Origin of the sequence: Flavobacterium salmonis, assembly GCF_903819435.1 — a bacterium.
Classification (GTDB): Bacteria; Bacteroidota; Bacteroidia; order Flavobacteriales; family Flavobacteriaceae; genus Flavobacterium; species Flavobacterium chungangense.
This window is the reverse complement of the sequence record NZ_CAIJDP010000060.1, coordinates 263,578-285,361: the sequence shown is the minus strand read 5'-3', so window position 1 is coordinate 285,361 and position 21,784 is coordinate 263,578. Positions and strand designations below refer to the sequence as shown.

Here is a 21,784-nt window from a genome sequence, read left to right as displayed (position 1 = left end):
AGAAACTTAAAACCTGAGGCAAGAGAAACCTGAAATAAAAGTGATTATGAAAGAGCTGGTTAACAAATTAAAAGGAGATAGGGTAATATGGTCATTTGTGGCTTTATTGGCATTGTTTTCGTTTATGCCTGTTTTTAGTGCGAGTAGTAATTTAGCTTATATAGGTCATGGAACGGGAAATACTTTAGGGTATCTTGTAAAACATCTGGCGCATATTTGTATTGGATTTTTGATCATTTATTGGGTGCACAAAGTGCCGTATCATTATTTCAGGGCTATATCAAAAATAGCATTGCCTGTAGTCTGGTTTTTATTACTTTATACTTTGTTAAAAGGAACTGTAATTGCCGGAGCAAATGCAAGTCGTTGGATTCAGGTACCATTTATTGGGATCACCTTTCAGACTTCAACTTTAGCTTCTATTGTTCTTTTTATTTTCGTGGCACGTTACTTGTCAAAAACCAAAGAAGAAAACGAACCTTTTCAGGTTTCATTAATACAGCTTTGGTTACCGGTTTTTATCACATTGGCGCTTATTTTACCGGCAAACTTTTCGACAACAGCGTTGATTTTTTGTATGGTTATGATGCTGACTTTCATTGGTAAATATCCATTAAAATATATCGGTTTTATTATTGGCTCAGGAATTGCAATGTTGGTATTTTTTCTTTTGGTGGCGAAAGCTTTTCCGGATTCAAGATTCTTCAGCAGGGTATCGACTTGGGAAAGTCGTATTATGAATTTTACAACAGATAAACCTGATGAAGATGATTATCAAATCGAAAAAGCAAAAATTGCGATCGCTTCAGGAAGATTAGGTGGTTTAGGACCAGGTAAAAGTGTTCAGAAAAACTTTTTACCGCAATCATCTTCCGATTTTATTTATGCTATTATAGTTGAAGAATATGGTTTAGTTGGGGGAGTTTCAATATTGATTTTGTATCTGTTGCTGTTATTCCGATTTGTAATTGCATCTCATAAAGCAAATACTTTGTTTGGAAAATTAGTTGTTGTTGGACTTGGTTTTCCGATGATATTTCAGGCAATGATCAATATGGCTGTTGCGGTCGAATTATTACCGGTTACAGGGCAAACGCTTCCACTGATAAGTAGTGGAGGTAGTTCGATTTGGATGACTTGTTTTGCTCTTGGAATTATTATAAGTGTGACCAAAAAAGAAGAAGAAATTGCAGAAGAAAGGGAAGAGAAGGAAAAACGAAAAGAAGCACTTCAACGATTAATAGATAAAGAATTGGCTGAAGAAGATTTGCCGGCCGATGAAATTTATGAAGAAGAAGGATTGAGGTATTCTATTGAAGATAATTCCAGAAATCCAATGAATGCGGTATTGAATAAGTAAAATTTAAAAAGAGAATAGTTTTAAATACTATAGCCTTTAAAATAATATGACAAAGTATAAATTCATACTAAGTGGTGGAGGGACAGGAGGACATATTTATCCTGCAATTGCGATTGCAAACGAGTTAAAATTACAATTTCCTGATGCCCAGTTTCTTTTTGTAGGTGCCAAGGATAAAATGGAAATGCAAAAAGTGCCTCAGGCAGGTTACGAAATAAAAGGGCTTTGGATTGCTGGTTTACAAAGAAAACTGACATTGCAAAATTTGATGTTTCCTTTAAAATTAGCATCTAGTTTATTAGAGTCAAGAAGAATTATCAAACAGTTTAAGCCAAACGTGGTAATAGGAACAGGTGGTTTTGCGAGCGGACCTTTACTGCAGGCAGCTGGTTCGGCAGGGATACCTACAGTAATTCAGGAACAGAATTCGTTTCCGGGGATAACAAATAAATTGCTAAGCAAAAAAGCAAATGCAATTTGTGTTGCATATGAAAATCTAGAGCGATTTTTTCCAAAAGAAAAAATAGTTCTTACGGGAAACCCTGTTCGTCAGGATTTAATTGATATTGATAGTAAAAGAAAAGAAGCGATTTCTTATTACGGTTTAGATCCTAATAAAAAAACATTATTGATTTTAGGAGGAAGCTTAGGTGCCAGAAGAATTAATCAGTTAGTTGAAAAAGAATTGCAAAATTTTGTTTCGCAAGATATTCAGTTGATTTGGCAGTGTGGAAAATTATATTTTGAGGATTATAAAAAACACAATCAGTCAAATATAATAGTGGTTGATTTTGTTGAAAGAATGGATTTTGTTTACGCTGCTGCAGATGTAATTGTTTCCCGTGCAGGAGCATCATCGGTATCGGAATTATGTATTGTTGGGAAGCCAGTAATTTTTATTCCGTCTCCAAATGTAGCTGAAGACCATCAAACTAAGAATGCTCAGGCTATTGTAGATGCAAAAGGAGCAATTTTACTGAAAGAAACAGAATTGGAAACTCAGTTTAATATTATTTTTGAAGCTTTAATAAAAGATCAGGGTAAACAAAAACAATTAAGCGAAAATATTAAAAAACTAGCTAAGCCAAATGCGACAAAAATTATTGTAAATGAAATTATAAAGTTGTTATAATATAACTTTAAACTATAATTATACAACACGAAAAACAAATCAGAACGTTATTTTTAGGCGTTTTGAGTTATTAAATAAAGAAAACACAAAAGCTTAATTACTAGTTTTTTAATTATGTAAATAGCTCAAAATTAAAATTGAAATGAATTTAAATCAAATACAAAACGTTTATTTTATTGGCATCGGAGGAATCGGTATGAGTGCTTTGGCCCGTTATTTTAAATATATCGGGAAAAAAGTTTCAGGTTACGATAAGACACCATCAATGCTAACAAATGAATTGATGGAGAGTGGTATCGATATTCATTTTGAGGATAATATTAATTTGATTCAGGGGGATTATTTTGTAGAAAATACATTAGTCATTTTTACACCTGCTGTTCCTATAACCCATTCAGAATGGAATTATTTTATAGAAAGACAGTACGAAGTTAAAAAGCGTGCTGAGGTTTTAGGAATTATTACCAGAGATACTTTTAGTTTTGCAGTGGCCGGAACACACGGTAAAACAACAACATCCAGTATTTTAGGGCATATTTTATATGAAAGCGGTGCGGATGTTACAGCTTTTGTAGGCGGAATTGTTGAGAATTACAATTCCAATTTGATTGGAACAGGAAAGACAGTTACAGTTGTAGAAGCAGATGAATTTGACAGGTCATTTTTGCACCTTCATCCGGATATAGCCTGTATAACTTCTATGGATGCCGATCATTTGGATATTTATGGTACAAGTGATGCAATTGAAGCTTCGTTTGTTGAATTTGCTTCTAAAGTCGAAGATGTAAATAAGCTGTTTATAACAAAAGAGTTGCCTCTAAATGGTGTTCAATGCGCCATAAATGAAAATGCTGTGTATAAAGCTTACAATGTTCGAATTGAAGACGGAAGTTATGTTTTTGATGTTCAGACTCCATCAGAAATAATGAAGGATCTGCGTTTTGGCTTGCCCGGAAAACACAATTTGATGAATGCATTAATGGCTATTGCAATGTCAAGAACTTATGGTACGCCTACAGATTCTATTGCAAAAGCACTTGCTTCATTTAATGGAATCAGAAGACGTTTTTCTTATCAGATTAAGACTGATAAATTAGTATATATTGATGATTATGCACATCATCCAACAGAAATAAATGCTGTTCATCAGGCAGTTAGGGAGTTGTATCCGGGTAAAAAAGTACTGGCTGTTTTTCAGCCGCACTTATTCAGCCGCACAAGGGATTTTGCTGATGGGTTTGCTGAAAGCCTGTCTCAATTTGATGATGTACTATTAATGGATATATATCCGGCACGAGAATTACCAATGGAAGGAATTACATCGTCCTGGCTGTTGGAAAAAATGACAAATTCGAACAAAAGAATTGTTGCTAAAGAAGATTTATTGGCTGCTGTTAAAACCAGTGATGCGCCAATAATTGTGACAATAGGGGCTGGTGATATTGGTGAAATGGTACCTTCAATTAAAAAGATGCTGAATGAAAATATTTAACTGGACAAACATAAGATTAGTACTTATTTTCGGACTTGTTTTGTTTCTGTATTCGTTTGCGCAACATCGAAACGGAGATCGAAAACTGAAGAAATCCATGGTGGTTTTTGTAGGAGATAATATGCTTTTTGTGAAGCCTGAAACGGTTAATAAATTGTTGATAGAAAATAAAAGAGACGCTTCCAGTATCCGAAAAGATGAGTTAGATTTGAATAAAATAGAAAAAACCCTTGATACGCAAGAGATGATTGAAAAGTCAGATGTTTTTGTAAGTATCGATGGAGTTCTAAAAGCGCGGGTAAAACAGAGAACACCGATAGTAAGAGTTTATGATGGTGCAGGCTCTTTCTATATTGACTATGAGGGAAATAAAATGCCTTTGTCAGACAATTTTACAGCGCGTGTTCCTCTTGTTTCGGGAACAATAAATAAAAAAAATAACGAAGATTTAGCTGCCCTATTTCGCACAATTTATGACGATGCGTTTTTGAAAAAAAACATCATTGCAATCGAAATTATGCCTAATGGCAGCTTAAAAATGTTTAATAGAAATTACAATTACATCATTGATTTTGGAAGAACGATGAATGTTGATGAAAAATTCAGGAATTATAAAGCCTTTTTTCAAAAAGCAGTTTTAGATAGTTCGTTATATAAATACAATAAAATTGATCTCAGGTTTACGGAACAAGTAGTTTGCACAAAATAATAGAAAATGGAAAAAGATAACATTGCAGTAGGTCTAGATATTGGAACAACAAAAATAGTTGCCATGATAGGCAAGAAGAATGAGTATGGGAAATTGGAAATTCTGGGTATTGGTAAATCCAAAAGTCTGGGTGTTGCGAGAGGTGTTGTAAATAACATCACGCAGACCATTCAATCCATTCAGCAAGCTATTCTGGAAGCCGAAAATAATTCAGGGTACAAAATTAAGGATGTAGTTGTAGGGATTGCCGGACAACACATTAGAAGTATACAGCATACAGATTATATTAGCCGTAGTAATCCTGAGGAAGTGATTGGCGAAAAAGACATTCAGCTTTTGATTGATCAGGTAAATAAACTGGCTATGTTGCCGGGAGAGGAAATCATTCACGTTTTGCCTCAGGAATTTAAAATCGATGGACAATCTGAGATAAAAGAGCCAATTGGAATGTACGGCGGAAGACTGGAATCAAGCTTTCACGTTGTAGTAGGACAAGCATCTTCAATTAGAAATGTTGGAAGATGTATTCAGAGCTCGGGAATTGAATTATCAGGATTGACTTTAGAACCATTAGCTTCTGCAGATGCTGTTTTAAGTCAGGAAGAAAAAGAAGCTGGTGTGGCACTTATCGATATCGGTGGCGGAACAACAGATTTAGCCATTTTTAAGGATGGTATTATTCGTCACACTGCAGTTATTCCTTTTGGAGGAAATGTAATTACAGAAGACATAAAAGAAGGCTGTTCGATTATTGAAAAGCAGGCAGAACTTTTAAAAATAAAATTCGGTTCAGCATGGCCGGGAGAAAATAAAGATAACGAAATTGTTTCTATTCCGGGTTTAAGAGGAAGAGAGCCAAAAGAGATTTCGCTTAAAAATCTATCTAAAATTATCCACGCTCGTGTTGTAGAAATAATAGAACAGGTTTTTGCTGAAATTAAAGCTTACGGGCATGAAGATCCACGTAAAAAATTAATTGCCGGGATTGTGCTTACAGGCGGAGGAGCCCAGTTAAAACACATTAAGCAGTTAGTAGAATATATCACAGGGATGGATACCAGAATTGGATATCCAAACGAGCATTTAGCAGGTAATTCAAGTGAAGAAATCTCTAGTCCGTTATTTGCAACTGCTGTTGGATTAGTAATGAACAGTATTGAAAACAGTACGCAAAGCGCTGTTAGAATGGAGGTTGTAAATGAGCAGCCAAGGGTGGTTTACAGAAATGTTCCTCCGGTAACGCAACAGCGATACGAAGTTGAAGAAAACTACGTTGAAAGAGTTGAAACTATTGAACAACCAAGAGAAGTTAAAAATAATGTTGTTGTAGAAGAATCTACCGAAATAAAAATCAGAAGATCATTTTTTGACAGATATGTCGATAAAATAAAAGATTTTTTAGATAACGCAGAATAAAGAAAAGGAATTACTATTGGCCCCAAGTCAAGAAGTAAAAAATGTATTAAATAAGAATTTCAAAACCAAAAAGATGATGAGCAACTCAGAATTTGGAAGTATTTCATTTGATTTACCAAAAAACCAATCAAATGTTATCAAAGTAATAGGTGTAGGTGGAGGCGGTAGCAATGCTATCAATCATATGTTTAAACAAGGTATTAAGGGTGTTGATTTCATCGTTTGTAATACAGATTCACAAGCACTTCAAAATAGTTCGGTACCTAACAAAATTCAGTTAGGAGTAAATTTAACAGAAGGTCTTGGAGCAGGTGCAAATCCTGATGTAGGACAACAATCGGCTATTGAAAGTATCGCTGATATCGAAAAGATGCTTGATCGTGGTACTAAAATGGTATTTATTACTGCGGGTATGGGTGGTGGAACCGGTACGGGTGCTGCTCCTGTTATAGCACAATTATCAAAAGAAAGAGAAATCTTAACGGTAGGTATCGTTACAATTCCTTTTCAGTTTGAAGGGAAGGTACGTCAGGAACAAGCGCTTATAGGAATTGAAAAATTACGTAAGCAGGTTGATTCGCTAATTGTAATCAATAATAATAAATTAAGAGAAGTATACGGAAATCTTGGTTTTAAAGCAGGATTCTCAAAAGCGGATGAAGTTTTGGCAACAGCCTCAAGAGGAATCGCCGAAGTAATTACGCATCATTATACTCAAAATATCGATTTACGTGATGCCAGAACGGTTTTGGCAAACAGCGGAACCGCTATTATGGGATCAGCAGTTTCAGAGGGTGACAATAGAGCTAAAGATGCTATAGTGTCTGCATTAGATTCTCCATTGTTAAATGATAATAAAATTACAGGAGCCAAAAACGTATTGTTGCTTATCGTTTCTGGATCTAATGAAATAACGCTTGATGAAATAGGAGAAATCAATGATCATATTCAGGCAGAAGCAGGTTATAATGCTAATATTATCATGGGAGTTGGTGAAGACGAAACTCTTGGTGAAGCTATTGCTGTAACTATTATTGCTACAGGTTTTGATGTTGAACAACAAAACGAAATAGTAAATACTGAGCCTAAAAAAATTATTCATACCTTAGAAGATGAGCAAAGAAGTGTTCATAATCTGACAAACAGGTCTCTTGCTTCTTTTGATTTAAATACTGAAACACCAGTAATAAAATCAGAGGAAAAAATTGTTTTTGATTTGATGGAAGATCCGGTTGTTGCTCCTGTGGTACAAACCCCAGTTGCTCCGGTAGTTACACCAACAATTAATCAGGAAGAATTAGTGGTGATGTCAGAGTTTATCAAAAATCTTGATGTAACTTTTGAAATCGTTTCACCAATTACAGATATTGATTTTACTATTTCAAGTCCGGAAGTGCAATCTTTTCAGGAAACGAAACAAGTTGAGCAAAGAGTTTTCGAAAGACAAGAGCAGACTGCTTTTTCTTTTGATTTGCCACTTTTTAGAGCTGAACCTGAAGTGAAAAAAGCACCGCTGGTTGTTGAGGATAATAAAATTTTATTTGAATTGACAAATGAGACTCGTAATATAAAAGTAAACGAGCCAGTTTCATTTGTGCCGGTAACAGAACTTTCTGAAAATGGAATCATCAAATATTCACTGGAAGAATATATGGAGGTTGAGAATGATTTAATGGGTTCAAAACCAGTTGAAAAAGTGATAGAAAATGTAGTTCCGGAAGAATTAAATATCACATTGAAACCAAGAGGTGATTTTGAAAGCCAACCTGATTTTACAACGACTTCAGAAATTTCTCCTCTGGAATTGACAATTGAAGAAACTCTGCGCTTAAGAGCTGAGGAAAGAAGAAAGAAATTAAAAGAATTTAATTATAAATTTCATAATAACGTTTCGAGAATTGATGAGCTTGAAAAAGAGCCTGCTTACAAAAGATTAGGAATCGATTTGTCTAATTCACAGTCAAATAATACTAATTCCAGAATCTCAGTCGGAACAGATAGTAATAATGATTTGCAATTGCGTTCAAATAATTCTTTCTTACACGACAACGTAGATTAGTTTTAAAAATCATAATATTTGGATAGCCCGAAAATTGGATTTAATTTTCGGGTTATTTTTTTTATCTTCGCACAGAATTTAGAATTTGACTTTTTGAATAGCTATTTAAAAATATTGAAAATGGATCTATTAATTCAGTGCAAACCAAGTCAAAACAAATCCAAATGAATAGGATAAGCATCAACTAAGCTTATTTAAATAAAATAATTAAAGATGAGTTTACAAGTACAAATCATGGATGAGATTAAAACTGCCATGAAAGCAAAAGATACAGTAGCATTAGAGTCATTAAGAGCCATTAAATCTGAATTATTATTAGCTTCAACTGCATCTGGTTCTAAAGAAGAATTGTCAGAAGATGAAGAAATTAAATTACTTCAGAGATTAGTTAAAACACGTAAAGAAAGTGCTCGAATTTTTACAGAGCAAAACCGTCCTGATTTAGCTGAACCAGAATTGGCTCAGGTTGCGGTAATCGAGAAGTTTTTACCAGCTCAGTTAAGTGAAGAAGAAGTTGAAGGCATTATCGCTAAGATTATTGCTGAAACCGGAGCTTCAGGTATTGCTTCAATGGGCAAAGTAATGGGATTGGCGTCTGCTCAATTGGGCGGAACTGCCGAAGGAAAAACCATTTCTGCAATTGTGAAAAAATTATTAGTTTAAATTAATAATTAAGATAATACAATCTAAATTATTACAATACTGACTGCGTAGTTCAACTGGATAGAATATCAGATTTCGACTCTGAGGGTTGCAGGTTCGAACCCTGTCGCGGTCACTATAAGTTTTTTTAAAGCCTGAGAATACATATTCTCAGGCTTTTTTTGTAGTTTGATTTTTTTTTCATTTTTATAAAATCAGTGGTTATGATAAATTTTGGCCCGAACCAGCGAAAGTGTAGCTATTTTTTATAATGCTTTTTATAGATAAAAATATTTATATTAGCCAGAAAATTTAAGTAAAAGCTAAGTAACTAAATACGAAGAGATGGAAATTGAATTTTTTTCAGAGTTGAATGATGACAACCAAGTCCCAGTAATTTTAAATGTTCTTGATATTAATGAAAGCTTTACAATTGGAGAACTCTTTTCAAAAATCCATGAAATGACTGAAATTCCGGTTTTCAGAGAGTTAAAATGGGGTGGGAATGTAGAGAAAATATCCTGTAGTTATTATTATAAATCAGGAAATGAATTTGGAGAATTTACAATTATTGAGAATTTAAATCAAAAAATTAATAGTTTTCCGAAAAATGGATTTAATAATGAATTAAGCTTATTTATTGATGGAGGTATTGGACTTGTTAACTAGTTTTGATTTTGAAAAAGATTTTAATTCTCAAAATATAATTAAAACATTACAAAAAGGGAAAACTATAGTTCTCATAGAAAACTTCCCTTTATTAGATCATGAATTTCAATCATTTATCAATAGTATTGGAGATTCTGTAAAAGAAAATAGAAACAATTGTAGGCAAGACATTTTTGATGTCAAAATATCTAAGCAAAATAATTTTTTTACTTCTATTGCTGCTTCTGCTTTTGCCTTTCCTTTACATACTGATTGTGCTGATTTTGATGTAATTCCAAACTGTGTAGGTTTTTTATGCGTCGAGCCAGCCATCAAGGAACAAGGTGCAAATAACTTTGTTTTTTTAAGAAAAATAATAAATCAATTATCTGAAAATGTAATCCATAATCTATTACATAAAAAATGGAAATTCCGAAATCAGTATAGAAGTATTTTAAGTGGCAACAATGGCAACTATCACATTTGTTATGATAGAATAACTATGGAATCATTTTCCGAAATCAATGAGAAGGAAATTGAAGAACTAAATAATTTGGACAAAATTTTTGAAGCTAATTCGTTTAAAATTAAATTAAAAAAGCAAGATTTAGTATTATTCAGAAATGATTTACTACTGCATGGACGAGACGAAATAGATATAGACTCAAAAAGATTAATCAAAAGAATAAGGTTTAATATGAATTAAAAAGAGCAGTTCTAAATTTTTAATTAGAATATTAAAATTTCATTTGAAGTTTTCAAATCTTCAAGCAAAAGGTTCGTATTCGGTCCTTCTAAGGTCACAAGAAAGGTAAAATACATAATGTATTTTACCTTTTTTTATTTCTATAATTACAAAGACAATGTTAAGAAATCCGTACTTTTCATAATTGTTTTATTTACTTATTGAACTTTCGCATGTAAAATCGAGTATCTTTACCCACGATTGCGATAAAGAATATGCAGATGATTAACCATCTCTCCCTTTCATAACACAAAATTCTTGTTTCTAGTCATAACGTTATAGTAAACAAGATTTATCAATAACCATTGCTAGTTTTAGTTCTTTTTAGGTTTATTAGCTTTCGTATTCAACCTTAACCGTTACAACATATGACACTGATATCTAAAGAAAAATTTTCTGAAGCTGCTGGCCTTTCTAAAATTCCTATCCCGGGATTATCTTCTTATTTAATGAAAGTAATGAAGATTAACAACTTAAATGAAGTTGTAAAAGAGGCTGGTAATCTTGAGGGCGCAGATTTTGCTAATTATGTTTTAATGAAAATTGGTGTAAAAGTTCAATTTGATCCTGCTGAATTATTAAACATTCCTCGTGAAGGAGCATTTATAGTTGTTGCAAATCATCCTTATGGGGGTATTGAATCATTGGCTTTATTAAGTACAATTGCGAAGATACGTCCTGATACATTGTATATGGGGAACTTTTTATTAAAGGAAATACCAAATCTTGAGAAATGCATTATTGCGGTAAATCCATTTGAAAATGTGCAAAATTCTGCGAGTATTACGGGATTAAAAATGACACTCAAAACTTTATCAGAAGGTATTCCTGTTGCAATATTTCCTGCCGGAGAAGTTTCATCTTATGATTTTAAGACGAGTAAAATCACAGATCCGGAATGGCATCCTGTGGTAGGAAAAATTATCTGTAAAGCAGACGTTCCTATTTTACCTATATATTTTCATGGAAATAATGGTTTTTTCTTCGGTATGTTAAAATCAATTCATCCCATGTTACAAACTTTAAAACTGATCTCGGAGCTCTTTAATAAACAAGGACATATTTTAAAGATGAATATCGGAGAGCCCATTTTTTTAACTAGAACTAAAGGCAAAGTCTCTGACCCTCTAATGTTGAAAAATCTTAGAAGCAAGCTATACGCTCTCAAAAATCAATTACATAATTAAGAGATTCAAGTCTATTTAATGCTTGTGTATAACTTTGAAAGTTAAGTATTTATGTTTTTCAATCTCTGTCAACTTACTTAAAATATGGAAACCTTCGAACATAAGGTTCGAATGTTGTGCCAAGGTGTTCACTAAAAGGATAAAGTCAGTTTTTCTGATTTGTCCTTTTTTGTTTTAGATGTAAATTATTGTTTCTTAATTATTGGTTGTAATTTTTGGTACTTAAATCTTTTAAACATAAACTTTAAAGTATATAAAAAAAGCAATGATGTGTGTTCCATGTAAATTAAGGATTTTAACTTCCCTTGTTTTTTTAGGCTAACAGATCCTCTAATACTTTCCAGATTGTATTTTTTTTCTGAAAATAATGAACAATTCGTGAAAAGCTTTTCTGGATTATCCGAAATATTAGTGAAACTAAAAAAAGGAGATGCTTCAGCCTACAAAATACTTTTTGATCAGTATTATGATATACTTTGTGTCTATTCTGTGAGATATTGTGACTCCTATGATATGGCGCAAGACATAGTGCAGGATATATTCGTTGACTTTTGGAATGAAAAACGTTATCTGAAAATTGAGGATTCGCTGGGTGCTTATTTGCATAGAGCTGTCAGAAACAATAGTGTAGTAGAAATGTGAAAACATTCTAAATTGTATGCCTCCTTAAACAATGCTTTGGATAATAATAAAGAAATTCTTATTCCTGCTTTTTTCGCTTCTTTTATATTATTTTTAATAGGTATTGGTTTACTCTATTATCTACCAATTGGTAATTCGAAAAAGCAATCGTAAGTGTACTGTCTATGTAAACTATTCTGTTTAATTAAATACTCATTTTTAATATTAATTTTCTCAGTTTTATTGATTGTCTTTTTTGGCACATTCTAATTTGTTAAACCCTGAGCAGAGTCAATCATTTTGTTAATTCTGATCAGTATTTGTTCTTCATATATTTCCTGCTTCGCATCGCTTTTTTTTCCAGAACTGAAATTTTCACTTATCGCATAACTTTTTACAAAATGACTTTTTTTTGCACCAAGGCTATAATGCCAGCTGCCCATTTCGGAACTGACAAAGATCACAGCTTCTTCCAGTTTCATGATTTTTTTCTTTTCAGAAACAGGACTCATTCTGTAAACTGAGTTAGCTCTCAGATCAAAAGTATAGCTAATTTTTGCTCTTATCAGAATATCGTATAAACTATGAATAACACCATAGGCTAATAAAAAGTAAAGGGCAAAAAATAAAGTTTCATCCAGTATTTCTCTAAATAATGGCAATAGAATTGCTGCCGTAAAAATCCCTGCTAAAAACCATGATGATAATTTCTGGAGTGGTTTTACAGGCTGAAATGAAAACGAATTTGAGTTTTCTTCAATATTATATTTTTCCCGTATGTTCATTCTTGTCAAGTATTTCGTCTATTTCGTTTGCCAGATTCTGCATTGCTCTTGTGGTAAAGCCCTGAGCAATCAAGTGCGTTTTTTCTTTTCCGTCTTTTAAATAATTGATATTTAGAGAAGTGTTGATAGTAATAAAATATTGCTTCATTCTTATCAGTTCAAAATTTTGAAAATCTTTCAGGGCAATAGGAACAGGTTTCCCAATTAGTCCTACTTTGATGATGATTTCCTGTGTGTCTAAATCTATAATAACCTGTTTTGACCAAATAGATATAACAGCACAAACAGACAAAACACCAAATATCCAGAACATAGCCATATTGTCGATCCAAATTCCGCCTATTGCAAAAGCAGCAAGGCCTGTGCTGATCATTATAGAAAAGCCATATTCACGTTTCATGACATATTTATTGCCCTCTTTTATAAAATATTTTAGCTGCGTCATGGGGAACTTATTCTATGGTTACACCGTCTATAATTAAGGAACGGCAATTCAGTGAAAAATATGAACTCGAATAATCGCCGTTTAGCTGATCGCTTAAGGCATCTAATGTTGCACCTTTAAATTCAAATTTTCTCGATGGCGTTTTCCCGTAAGTATCAGTCATAGTCAGTTCACCGTCGATTCCGTTTTTATTTTTAGCAAAAGCGCTTAATAAAGCAATATTTTGTTTTTCAAAATCAATTGCCAGATAATGATTTTTTGAATCTGTTTTGTCTAACGAATCTTTTGATGGCAAAGTTGAGTTTCTCGTAAACGAAACTGTTGCAGAGCGAACAGCTGCTGTAATAGTTTTATTTCCATCTTTTACGGTGATTTCAATTTTTGTACGTTTTTCGTCAGTTTGACCGTAGCTGATTAGAGTAAAAAAGCAGAAAAAGATAAACAGTAGTGAAAGGATTTTCTTATTCATGATAGTATTGATTTTAAAATAATTTAACAGAACAAGATTACTCCATACAAAAACCAATAGCAATTGCGAATTGGTAAATGGAATGTTTAGATTTTTATTTGGTTAATTCTAAAATATATCAGGAAACAGGCAGTTTTTGGTCTCCAATTAAGTATTTTTAATCAGCTTTTTATCATTTAAAAACCATGATGAAATGTTTGGTAAGTCTAATCACAATTTGTACTTTGGCGACAATTACCATTATTTATGCTTCAAATTTTTACATCTGATTTCAAAAAAACGAGAAAAATTCACTGCCCTTTTTTGGTGTTATTTTGCTTTTTATTGACAATCGCAATGCAGGCGCAAAGTGTCTCTGCTGTCGAAAAAATGGCGAGTCATGGTTATGCCAGACGTTTTTCTGATACTGTAGCTTCTCTTAAAATCCAGCAACAGGCTCTTAATTTGGCAATAAAAAATAAGAACAAAGAAGATGAAGTGATTTGTTATTCGTATTTGGCATTAACACAGAGGCGTCTGTTGCATTTAAAACAGTTTTTGCATTATGCAGATACCGCTTATTACCTTTCGCAGAAAATAAATAAAGTTAGGGCAAAAGCATATGCGGCTGGGGCAATGGGGTCTTTAAAATCGTATATCGATGATAAGCCTCAGGCACTTGAGTATTCTCTGGAAGCCTATAAATTGTTTTCTAAAATAAAGGCACACGATCAATGTGCCAAAATTGCTTCAGATATCTCGTACCTTTTTTCACCTGCATCACCTCCAAAAGTCGAAAAATATGCGAGAGAAGCAATGGTTCATGCTGCAAAATCCGGAGATGCTGAAAGCGAGTTGTATGCAAGATTAGCTTTTGGAAGTTTTTTGACCGATAAACTCGAAACCGTAGGGATAGCAGATTGGGAAGCTGCCATGGATTTTTTTAAGGAGACAGTTTCTTTGGCAGAAAAAAAATCAGATCAAATTGTGAGTAAAAGCAACATCGGAATTGCCTATATCAATCTTGCTGATCTTTATACCAAAAGCCCACAGCCAATTGAAGAAAAGGCTTTTCTGAAAAACCTCGAAAAAGCCACTGCAATTGCCAAAAAATACAATGTAAAAATCATCTATAGAAGTGCGATTGGACTTCAGGGATATTATTTTACCCAAAAAGGCGATTATATAAAAGCAGAACTTCTTTTTATTGACGGAATCAATTATCAAAAAAGCCTTCCGTATACTGATAATTATCTGTTAGCTACATTTTACAGCTCTTTAAAAGATGTTTCGGTAAAGCGAAAAGATTTTCAGGCCTACTATGGTTATGATACGCTTTATGCAAAATACAATCAGTTAAAATACAACGAGTCGACACAGTCAAAACTCCAAAATGCTGAGGCCAGATATGAATCTTCCAAAAAAGCAGAACGTATTAAACAACTGGAACTCGAAAACGAATTACAACAGAAAAATAAGCTGTTGGGTTATGCCATTGCAGGAGTTTTACTGATAGGACTAATATTTATGTTCAGGTCTTATTACTACCGTCAGCGTTATTATCAGAACAGAGAAGATTTTTTAAAGCAGGAACAAGCCAATAGCTATCTTAAAGTACAGTTGATGGAAAAAGAAACCATCGAAAACCTTTCGGCAAGATTATCATTAGAAAGACGATTGCTGCGCTCGCAAATGGATCCGCATTTTATTTTTAATGCCTTAGGGAACATCCAAAGTATGATTTTGCAAAAAGATACTATTCCGGCCGTTTCTTATCTCAATAAATTTGCAAAACTCACCAGGCAGGTTTTAGAACAATCACGCAAAGAAACCATTTCTCTTGAAGAAGAAATCAATACCTTAAAGAATTACATCGAACTGCAGCAGCTACGTCTAAACAATGGTTTTGACTATGTAATTGAATGCGACGATGCTGTTGAAACAGATGTTTTAATTCCACCCTTATTGATTCAGCCTTTTGTGGAAAATGCTGTCGAACATGGCTTAAAACCACAGGAGAATAATGTACGCGGACGAATCGAAATTTATTTTAAAGAAGATGAGAACGGGCAAAGTTTAATATGTACAATTAAGGATAACGGAATAGGGCTGGCAGCTTCGGGAAAATTAAAAATCAACGATGCACATCAATCTTTATCCACAACTATCACAGAGGAACGGTTGACAAAAATGCAAAAAGAGAATCCCGATGCCGGTTTTACGGTAAAAGAAAGAGATCCGGAAACTGAGGGGCAGGGTTGTATCGTAATTATAAATATTCCAATACTACAATGATATACAAAACAATAATTATTGAAGACGAACACCGATTAAGAGAAGCCTTGTCGATTATGCTGGAAATGGTTGCCGGGGACAGTATTCAGATTATCGGATATGCTGAAAGCGTTGATGAAGCCAAAAAGGTAATAGACAGACTCAAGCCTGATCTGGTTTTTATGGATATAATGCTCAAAGACGGAACCGGTTTTGAGGTCCTGCAGCAAATTTCGTTTAATGCTTTTCATCTCATCTTTACTACGGCCTATGAACAGCATGCCATCAACGCATTCAAATACAGCGCTGTTGATTATTTGCTCAAACCTATAGATCCGCAGGAACTAAAAACCGCAATTGAACGTATTGCCATTTTGCAGGAAAGGGTTCTGGAAAAACAGCAAATCACCGAATTGCAGACCAATCTTTCTAAAACGCCTGACAGACTTGTTTTGCCAACTCAGGAAGCAATGTATGTTGTGAAATTAGAACAAATTTTAAGATGTGAAACTTCGGGCTCCTACACCACTTTTTTCCTAACCGATGGCCGAAAAATCATGGTCTCCAAACCGCTAAAAAATTATGAGGATATTCTGGTTCCGCCAGTTTTTTTTCGGGTACATCAGTCACATCTTATCAATGTAAATGCCATTTTGAGCTATTCCCGCGAAGGAATGATTCACATGAATGACAAATCGGTTGTGCCAATTTCGAGAGCAAAAAAGGAGCAATTTTTCAAACTGATGAAAGACGAAATTTAATTTTACAACAGCGATTTACAGTATATAAATTTAACTACGGCAAATACCAACCAAAAGCTACCCATGACAAAGTGGTGGTTTCACATTCGTTTCATTGTATCTATTTTTGGTCCAACTAATAATTAGAACAATGAATAATAAAACCTTATCAATCCTGAGCTACATCACCATTATTGGTTGGATCATAGCCTTCGTAAAAAGCAAAGACATAACGCCAAAAAGCGATCTTGTAACGTATCATCTTAAGCAGGGCTTCGGAATTTTTCTATTTTCTTTCGCAGTAAATATTATACTTTCTGTAGTTGTGTTCACGGTTACGTCGCTTTATTTTCTTAACTACATTGGTTACGCCATTTTTATTCTGTGGATTTTCGGAATAATCAATGCAGCCAACGAACAAAAGAAACCAATTCCGGTTATCGGAAAAATATTTGAAGACAAATTTAGTTTCATAAACTAAAATTTAATTTTTACCTTTTGTTGCATTTTAATTTTGGATAGAAATATTATCCCAATGCGTTCAGAAATACAAATTGGGATAATTTCTAATAGAAAAAAGTGCTTTTACAATTTTAGAAGCTTAATCCGGCCATTCGCTATATCTTTTATGGCGAACCCCGCCACAAAAGGATGCCACTACTGTCCGGGCTAGGGCTTTAGTTTTCAGTAGAAGAAAAGAATAATTTACTCCTCAAAAACTTTTTCGGTACTCACAGAATTATTTTCCTGATACAATTTTTGCCCAATAACACCTTTATCACCTAAAGCCCGTCCTTTGATTAACCATGCAATTCCAAAAGCAAAAAGCGAAAGTGATTCAAAAACCAAAGTCGAATAAGGAAAAAGATAAAATTTTTCCGCTACAGGTACCATGATAATAAATATCAATATCGAATAGCCGCAAAATCGGTAAATGTTGTTTTCATTCAGGACACTTTTAGGAGTTTGAATTTCTTTTTCCTGACGAATTGTAAAAACATTGATAGCCAGTAAAGCGAATATTAAAAACAATAAAGCCGCAAATCCATAGTGAAGCCAGCCAATCCATTTTTCATTAAGCGGAATAAGGCTGTACATTTTATCGGATATAATATCAGGATTTGTAGGAAATAAAGCTACTCCCAAAGCCATAACTCCTGCAATATTAGTTAATAAGTTGTCGTTTTTCCAGACTGAAATATTGCCACGACCTTTATAACAAATCAAAAATAAACCTACTGCACATAAAGCTCCGGTAAAAATTTCCCTTAGATTCGTATAATAATAATGACTTATCGAATGTTGAACAGGAGTTTCGAAAAAAGAAATAAAAGACAAAACAACTAACAGTATCGGCAGGCTAATTCCCAGATAACCAATCGCACGTCGAATTCTTCGATAAGTAAAAATATCATAATTTTCAATTTTTACTTCCTGATTGTTTATTTTCATGGTAATGATTATTTTGGGTATAGAAATTACCGCATTATATCAGTGTCAACAGTAGTATAGCCTAAATGCCTGCTTAAGGATAAAATTTGCCCTTTGTGATGATATTCGTGAGTAATAACATGAGTAAAAACCTTAAACGGTTTTGCTGAATTTTTGATGTTTTGTACTTCATATACTATTTCATCTTCAAAATCATCCATTTTTGAGATAAATTCCAACATAAAATTATCTACATCATCAAACAGTCTAATAACGTCTTGTATTGTTTTAAAGCTTTCGTATTCAGCATAGATTACATTTTTTTTCAAAACAATATTCGCTATCCAGTATTCGTAAGTGTTTGCAACATGAACTAACAGATTTCTAATGCTTCCTCCACGGCCAAATGAAGTATTTTGATTAACAAAATCTTCATTTGAAATTGTTTTACAAAATTCAAACAATATCCCACGGGATTCTTTTATGAATTCATATTGCTCTTTAGAGTATATAGCTATAAATTTCATAACGTAATATTAAATTTAGTTGAGAAGTTATTTCTTAGAAAACAAATTCTCCACAACCCATGCCGGACCAATCATTAAAAACTGGATATCTTTAAGGAAAGAAGGCTTTTTGCCTTCAATATTATGACCATAAAATTGCCCAATCCAGGCAATAACAAACACACCTATTGAAAATATCCACAGGGGCAATAACTGTGCGATATAATAATTGGCAATCAAACAAAGTGCTGAAAAAACAGCAATCTTAAGAGCCATAACGATTGATAATCTGATATAGAAAATAAGTACAAAAAGTAAAACCACAAAAGCCCAATTTTCAATAATTGGAGCATTTAATTTTAAAGTATTTGAGATAAGCCCGGCCGGGATACTCATTAATAATCCTACTATAGAAAAGTAAATTGCCGGAACACATATATAATGTATCGCTTTGTTCTTTGGATTTTGGTGGCTCACTGCATATTCTTCAAACCATTGTTCTAATGTTCTCATTTTTCAGGGTTTAGGTGAATATCAAAGCTATTAAATATTTTTGAGTTTGTTGTAAATTTCGTTAAAAATTCTGGATTTCAAAATTGTGAATATCTATTTTACGAAAAGACGATTTTATTTCCGTTAAAATCTATCTTTGGCTTCCTTAAAAAAAACAAAGATGAGTGCAATTTGGTATGAGTGCAAGGTAAAATATAGAAAAACGGATGATATTGGATCACAAAAGGTTACAACAGAACCTTATTTGGTAGACGCAATATCCTACACGGAAGCTGAAAGCAGAATTAATGAAGAAATGAAGGCGTATGTAAGTGAAGAATTTAAAATCACGAATATAAAAGTGGCAAATTATGCAGAAATTCATCCTTTCGAAAATGCAGACCGTTGGTTTAAATCGAAAGTATCATTAATAGCTTTTGATGAAGAAACTGGAAAAGAACGCAAAACAAACATGTATTTGTTAGTACAGGCCAATGATGTAAAAGAAGCATATGATAACACCGTTTCAGTAATGAAAAACACGATGGGCGATTATACAATTCCGGCTATTTCAGAGTCACCAATTATGGATGTTTTTCCTTATTTCAGTGGTGAAGAAGAAGAGTTGGAGCAATTAGAAAGATTCAATGCCCTCAAAGCTTCTAAACCAGAATTGGTTGCTGTGGGAGAAACGGCAGAGGATTTTACTGAAGTAGAAACAGACTAATTATCAATGAGATAATTAGTCATAAAACAAAAAAGAGAACTTATGGTTCTCTTTTTTGTTTTAAATAATTTGGTAAGCACTTTATTTATTTTATAGTAAAAATTTGTATGAATTTATTCTTGACAAGAACCCTCTTAAGAACAAGTTTTTCTTTTCTCAAAAGCGTACAATCCTATAGCAACGCCTTTGAGGTTTTGAAGGACAGATGTTAAAGTTCATTTTGCAAAAGCAAGACAATAATAGCGGCAACAACAAATGAAATCCATAAGACTAGAAGTATTTTTGTCGTTATATGTTTTGTTTTTTTATAGCTTGTATGAGACATCTCTTTTCTCGATTTTAATGATTTGTAATTTTAACTTTTGATTGAAAACGACTTCAAAAAAAATAAAACTAACTGATTTTGTTAAATTTATTAATAAGGTCAATATTACGAATTAAATCGATAAACTACAAAATAAACCGATAAAATACTTTTTAAAAAAAATAAACAGGATTTTACTTTAATAATAGGTTGAAAACACTGAGGTTTTGCTTGATACGGGTATAGAATTTCAACTAAAAAAAGCAAAAAAACACACAACTAGTATGTTGTGCTTTTGTGATAGAGAATTTTACTTGTGATTTTTGGAAACAGGAAAGTTATTTTTGGTTATAATCAAAAGCTTCATCCCATAATTTATCAATTTTAATCAGAGCTTTGTCGAGCGGAATAACCTCCCATTTAGTATTGGTTTCAATTCCAAGACCAATGTTTTTTAGTTTTAATAAAGCATCTTTTACATCAAAATCAAGGTTTGTGTTTAGTTTAGTTTTAAACCATGATTCTATTTGATTATCAATTTCTTCTGCTGTTAACGGAATTTTACTTTCGTGTAAAAAGGTATAGGCCAAAATAGTTTCCTTAAGTACTTCTTCTTCAGATGAATTTAACAGCGAATAAAAAGCACCACTATTATTTCCTAAATTTTTAAAATACAGGCTGTCCGAAAGCATTTTAGAATATCTGATTTTTTTATTTACAAAATTGTTGTATTGGCGAAAACAATAAGCAGATAAAATTCCCAATGCAATTAATCCCTGATTTAAAGAAGTTTTACTGTTTAGTATATCAATAGCTTCACCTGTTTGATAGGCATCATACATATTGATCAAAGCCGGAATTACTTTTGCACTTAATAGTGACACTCCACCAAAAACTCCTGGTATCCAAAGAAGTAATTTATCGGTAGTAGACATTCTTGGAATTGCATTTGGAAAAATGGTTTCAAGATCGTTTTTAGGGACACGTTTAAATATTTTCAAAACGATCGATCCCGGATCTACAGGCATCTTTCCTAATTTTACTTTTTTCTTCTTAAGATAATCGGCTTCATTATAATTTAGATAAATCATAACGCGATCATAATATTCAATCTCTATTTCTTTTTTCCAGAAAATATGTTTAGTAATTTTTTCTTTCGCTTTGTGATGACCGCGAACATACAGTTCATATTCTTTAAAAGCATTAAGGTCTATTGAAAGTTTTAAACCAATCAAATCAGAATCTTTAAAAGCTTTGTCCAATGCTTCTTGCTCAACGCGGCGATAGTTGCCATGATCTAAAACTTTAAGAAGTGTTTCTTTAAAGATCGAAAAATCACTCTTGCCTACAAATCCTTCACGTTCTTTCTCACTTAAATCCGGATCAAATAAAGCATAGTTTTGTTTTAGATTTCGATTAAGATTAAAAGCTTCATAATGATAGTAATGTTCGATGATATCGAATAATTTTTTAAAATCTTCTGCTTTTTTTTGATCTTCTGCAAAAGCAGCTATTTGTTGATCGAGTAAGAATTCCTTGTTAAAAGGAATGTAATGTTCTCGTGTCATATGAATTTGGATACTTTAATCTTAGTAGTATTTTCTTAAACGCAAAAATACCA

Annotated in this window: 22 protein-coding genes and 1 tRNA gene; 16 read left to right on the top strand and 7 right to left on the bottom strand. The window is 33.0% G+C overall.

The genetic code is table 11. The features are described 5' to 3' along the window. The first annotated feature begins 46 nt into the window (after window positions 1-46). The 12 genes from FLACHUCJ7_RS05965 (at window position 47) to FLACHUCJ7_RS05910 (ending at window position 12,032) form a co-directional block, all read left to right on the top strand. On the top strand, window positions 47-1,360 hold the full coding sequence (locus FLACHUCJ7_RS05965; RefSeq protein ID WP_031454591.1) for an FtsW/RodA/SpoVE family cell cycle protein: 1,314 nt from the start codon (window positions 47-49) through the stop codon (window positions 1,358-1,360). Window positions 1,361-1,406: 46 nt separating this feature from the next. After that, window positions 1,407-2,492 carry an undecaprenyldiphospho-muramoylpentapeptide beta-N-acetylglucosaminyltransferase gene (gene murG / locus FLACHUCJ7_RS05960; protein WP_180908274.1) on the top strand — a complete coding sequence of 362 codons (1,086 nt, stop codon included), beginning with the start codon at window positions 1,407-1,409 and terminating at the stop codon, window positions 2,490-2,492. A 142-nt stretch (window positions 2,493-2,634) separates the two neighbouring features. Next, complete coding sequence (gene murC / locus FLACHUCJ7_RS05955; RefSeq protein WP_180908273.1) at window positions 2,635-3,984, top strand: UDP-N-acetylmuramate--L-alanine ligase; 1,350 nt, start codon at window positions 2,635-2,637, stop codon at window positions 3,982-3,984. After that, window positions 3,971-4,693, top strand: a complete 723-nt coding sequence (locus FLACHUCJ7_RS05950) for a cell division protein FtsQ/DivIB (protein WP_078227412.1) — start codon at window positions 3,971-3,973, stop codon at window positions 4,691-4,693. The genes murC and FLACHUCJ7_RS05950 overlap by 14 nt, the downstream gene beginning before the upstream one ends. 6 nt (window positions 4,694-4,699) lie before the next feature. Then, window positions 4,700-6,109 (top strand): cell division protein FtsA, encoded by a 1,410-nt coding sequence (gene ftsA / locus FLACHUCJ7_RS05945; protein WP_031454595.1) that lies wholly within the window; start codon window positions 4,700-4,702, stop codon window positions 6,107-6,109. A 73-nt stretch (window positions 6,110-6,182) separates the two neighbouring features. Beyond that, window positions 6,183-8,168 (top strand): cell division protein FtsZ, encoded by a 1,986-nt coding sequence (gene ftsZ / locus FLACHUCJ7_RS05940; protein ID WP_180908272.1) that lies wholly within the window; start codon window positions 6,183-6,185, stop codon window positions 8,166-8,168. Window positions 8,169-8,381: 213 nt separating this feature from the next. Continuing rightward, on the top strand, window positions 8,382-8,831 hold the full coding sequence (locus FLACHUCJ7_RS05935) for a GatB/YqeY domain-containing protein (RefSeq protein ID WP_078227413.1): 450 nt from the start codon (window positions 8,382-8,384) through the stop codon (window positions 8,829-8,831). A gap of 41 nt (window positions 8,832-8,872) precedes the next feature. Beyond that, window positions 8,873-8,946: transfer RNA gene (locus FLACHUCJ7_RS05930), tRNA-Arg, on the top strand. A 209-nt stretch (window positions 8,947-9,155) separates the two neighbouring features. Continuing rightward, the gene (locus FLACHUCJ7_RS05925; protein WP_180908271.1) at window positions 9,156-9,479 is read left to right on the top strand and encodes a hypothetical protein; all 324 of its coding nucleotides are present in this window, start codon (window positions 9,156-9,158) and stop codon (window positions 9,477-9,479) included. Next, window positions 9,454-10,164: a TauD/TfdA family dioxygenase gene (locus tag FLACHUCJ7_RS05920; RefSeq protein WP_180908270.1), complete on the top strand. Its 711-nt coding sequence runs from the start codon at window positions 9,454-9,456 to the stop codon at window positions 10,162-10,164. Before FLACHUCJ7_RS05925 ends, FLACHUCJ7_RS05920 begins: the two co-directional genes overlap by 26 nt. Window positions 10,165-10,571: 407 nt before the next feature. Next, window positions 10,572-11,390, top strand: coding sequence for a lysophospholipid acyltransferase family protein (locus tag FLACHUCJ7_RS05915; protein ID WP_180908269.1), 819 nt, complete (start codon window positions 10,572-10,574; stop codon window positions 11,388-11,390). Window positions 11,391-11,768: 378 nt separating this feature from the next. Continuing rightward, window positions 11,769-12,032 (top strand): RNA polymerase sigma factor, encoded by a 264-nt coding sequence (locus FLACHUCJ7_RS05910; RefSeq protein ID WP_180908268.1) that lies wholly within the window; start codon window positions 11,769-11,771, stop codon window positions 12,030-12,032. A gap of 245 nt (window positions 12,033-12,277) precedes the next feature. On the opposite strand, the gene FLACHUCJ7_RS05905 is transcribed toward FLACHUCJ7_RS05910, so the two are convergent. From FLACHUCJ7_RS05905 to FLACHUCJ7_RS05895, 3 genes are read right to left on the bottom strand one after another with little or no spacing between them, the layout of a single operon-like run. Next, window positions 12,278-12,796 carry a hypothetical protein gene (locus FLACHUCJ7_RS05905; protein ID WP_078227416.1) on the bottom strand — a complete coding sequence of 173 codons (519 nt, stop codon included), beginning with the start codon at window positions 12,794-12,796 and terminating at the stop codon, window positions 12,278-12,280. Continuing rightward, window positions 12,774-13,241, bottom strand: coding sequence for a hypothetical protein (locus tag FLACHUCJ7_RS05900; RefSeq protein WP_078227417.1), 468 nt, complete (start codon window positions 13,239-13,241; stop codon window positions 12,774-12,776). Before FLACHUCJ7_RS05900 ends, FLACHUCJ7_RS05905 begins: the two co-directional genes overlap by 23 nt. 7 nt (window positions 13,242-13,248) lie before the next feature. Next, entirely contained in the window at window positions 13,249-13,710 is a 462-nt protein-coding gene (locus FLACHUCJ7_RS05895; RefSeq protein WP_078227418.1) for a hypothetical protein, read from the bottom strand. Window positions 13,711-13,956: 246 nt separating this feature from the next. On the opposite strand from FLACHUCJ7_RS05895, the gene FLACHUCJ7_RS05890 reads away from it, so the two are divergent. The 3 genes from FLACHUCJ7_RS05890 (at window position 13,957) to FLACHUCJ7_RS05880 (ending at window position 17,184) form a co-directional block, all read left to right on the top strand. Beyond that, on the top strand, window positions 13,957-15,984 hold the full coding sequence (locus FLACHUCJ7_RS05890) for a sensor histidine kinase (protein ID WP_180908267.1): 2,028 nt from the start codon (window positions 13,957-13,959) through the stop codon (window positions 15,982-15,984). Next, window positions 15,981-16,724 (top strand): LytR/AlgR family response regulator transcription factor, encoded by a 744-nt coding sequence (locus tag FLACHUCJ7_RS05885; protein WP_078227420.1) that lies wholly within the window; start codon window positions 15,981-15,983, stop codon window positions 16,722-16,724. Before FLACHUCJ7_RS05890 ends, FLACHUCJ7_RS05885 begins: the two co-directional genes overlap by 4 nt. Window positions 16,725-16,854: 130 nt before the next feature. Then, window positions 16,855-17,184 carry a DUF4870 domain-containing protein gene (locus tag FLACHUCJ7_RS05880; RefSeq protein ID WP_031454617.1) on the top strand — a complete coding sequence of 110 codons (330 nt, stop codon included), beginning with the start codon at window positions 16,855-16,857 and terminating at the stop codon, window positions 17,182-17,184. Window positions 17,185-17,408: 224 nt separating this feature from the next. On the opposite strand, the gene FLACHUCJ7_RS05875 is transcribed toward FLACHUCJ7_RS05880, so the two are convergent. From FLACHUCJ7_RS05875 to FLACHUCJ7_RS05865, 3 genes are read right to left on the bottom strand one after another with little or no spacing between them, the layout of a single operon-like run. Next, the gene (locus FLACHUCJ7_RS05875) at window positions 17,409-18,155 is read right to left on the bottom strand and encodes a hypothetical protein (RefSeq protein WP_180908266.1); all 747 of its coding nucleotides are present in this window, start codon (window positions 18,153-18,155) and stop codon (window positions 17,409-17,411) included. Window positions 18,156-18,181: 26 nt separating this feature from the next. Next, a complete protein-coding gene (locus FLACHUCJ7_RS05870; RefSeq protein ID WP_180908265.1) occupies window positions 18,182-18,661 on the bottom strand; it encodes a DinB family protein in 480 nt (159 codons plus the stop codon). A gap of 27 nt (window positions 18,662-18,688) precedes the next feature. Further along, window positions 18,689-19,153, bottom strand: coding sequence for an Mpo1 family 2-hydroxy fatty acid dioxygenase (locus FLACHUCJ7_RS05865; RefSeq protein ID WP_078227422.1), 465 nt, complete (start codon window positions 19,151-19,153; stop codon window positions 18,689-18,691). Window positions 19,154-19,313: 160 nt separating this feature from the next. Here FLACHUCJ7_RS05865 and FLACHUCJ7_RS05860 point away from each other — a divergent pair, with 160 nt between their 5' ends. Continuing rightward, window positions 19,314-19,859, top strand: a complete 546-nt coding sequence (locus FLACHUCJ7_RS05860) for a DUF4494 domain-containing protein (protein WP_180908264.1) — start codon at window positions 19,314-19,316, stop codon at window positions 19,857-19,859. A gap of 642 nt (window positions 19,860-20,501) precedes the next feature. Here FLACHUCJ7_RS05860 and FLACHUCJ7_RS05855 read toward each other — a convergent pair. Beyond that, window positions 20,502-21,731 (bottom strand): TMEM143 family protein, encoded by a 1,230-nt coding sequence (locus FLACHUCJ7_RS05855; RefSeq protein ID WP_180908263.1) that lies wholly within the window; start codon window positions 21,729-21,731, stop codon window positions 20,502-20,504. Between the last annotated feature and the right edge of the window lie 53 nt (window positions 21,732-21,784).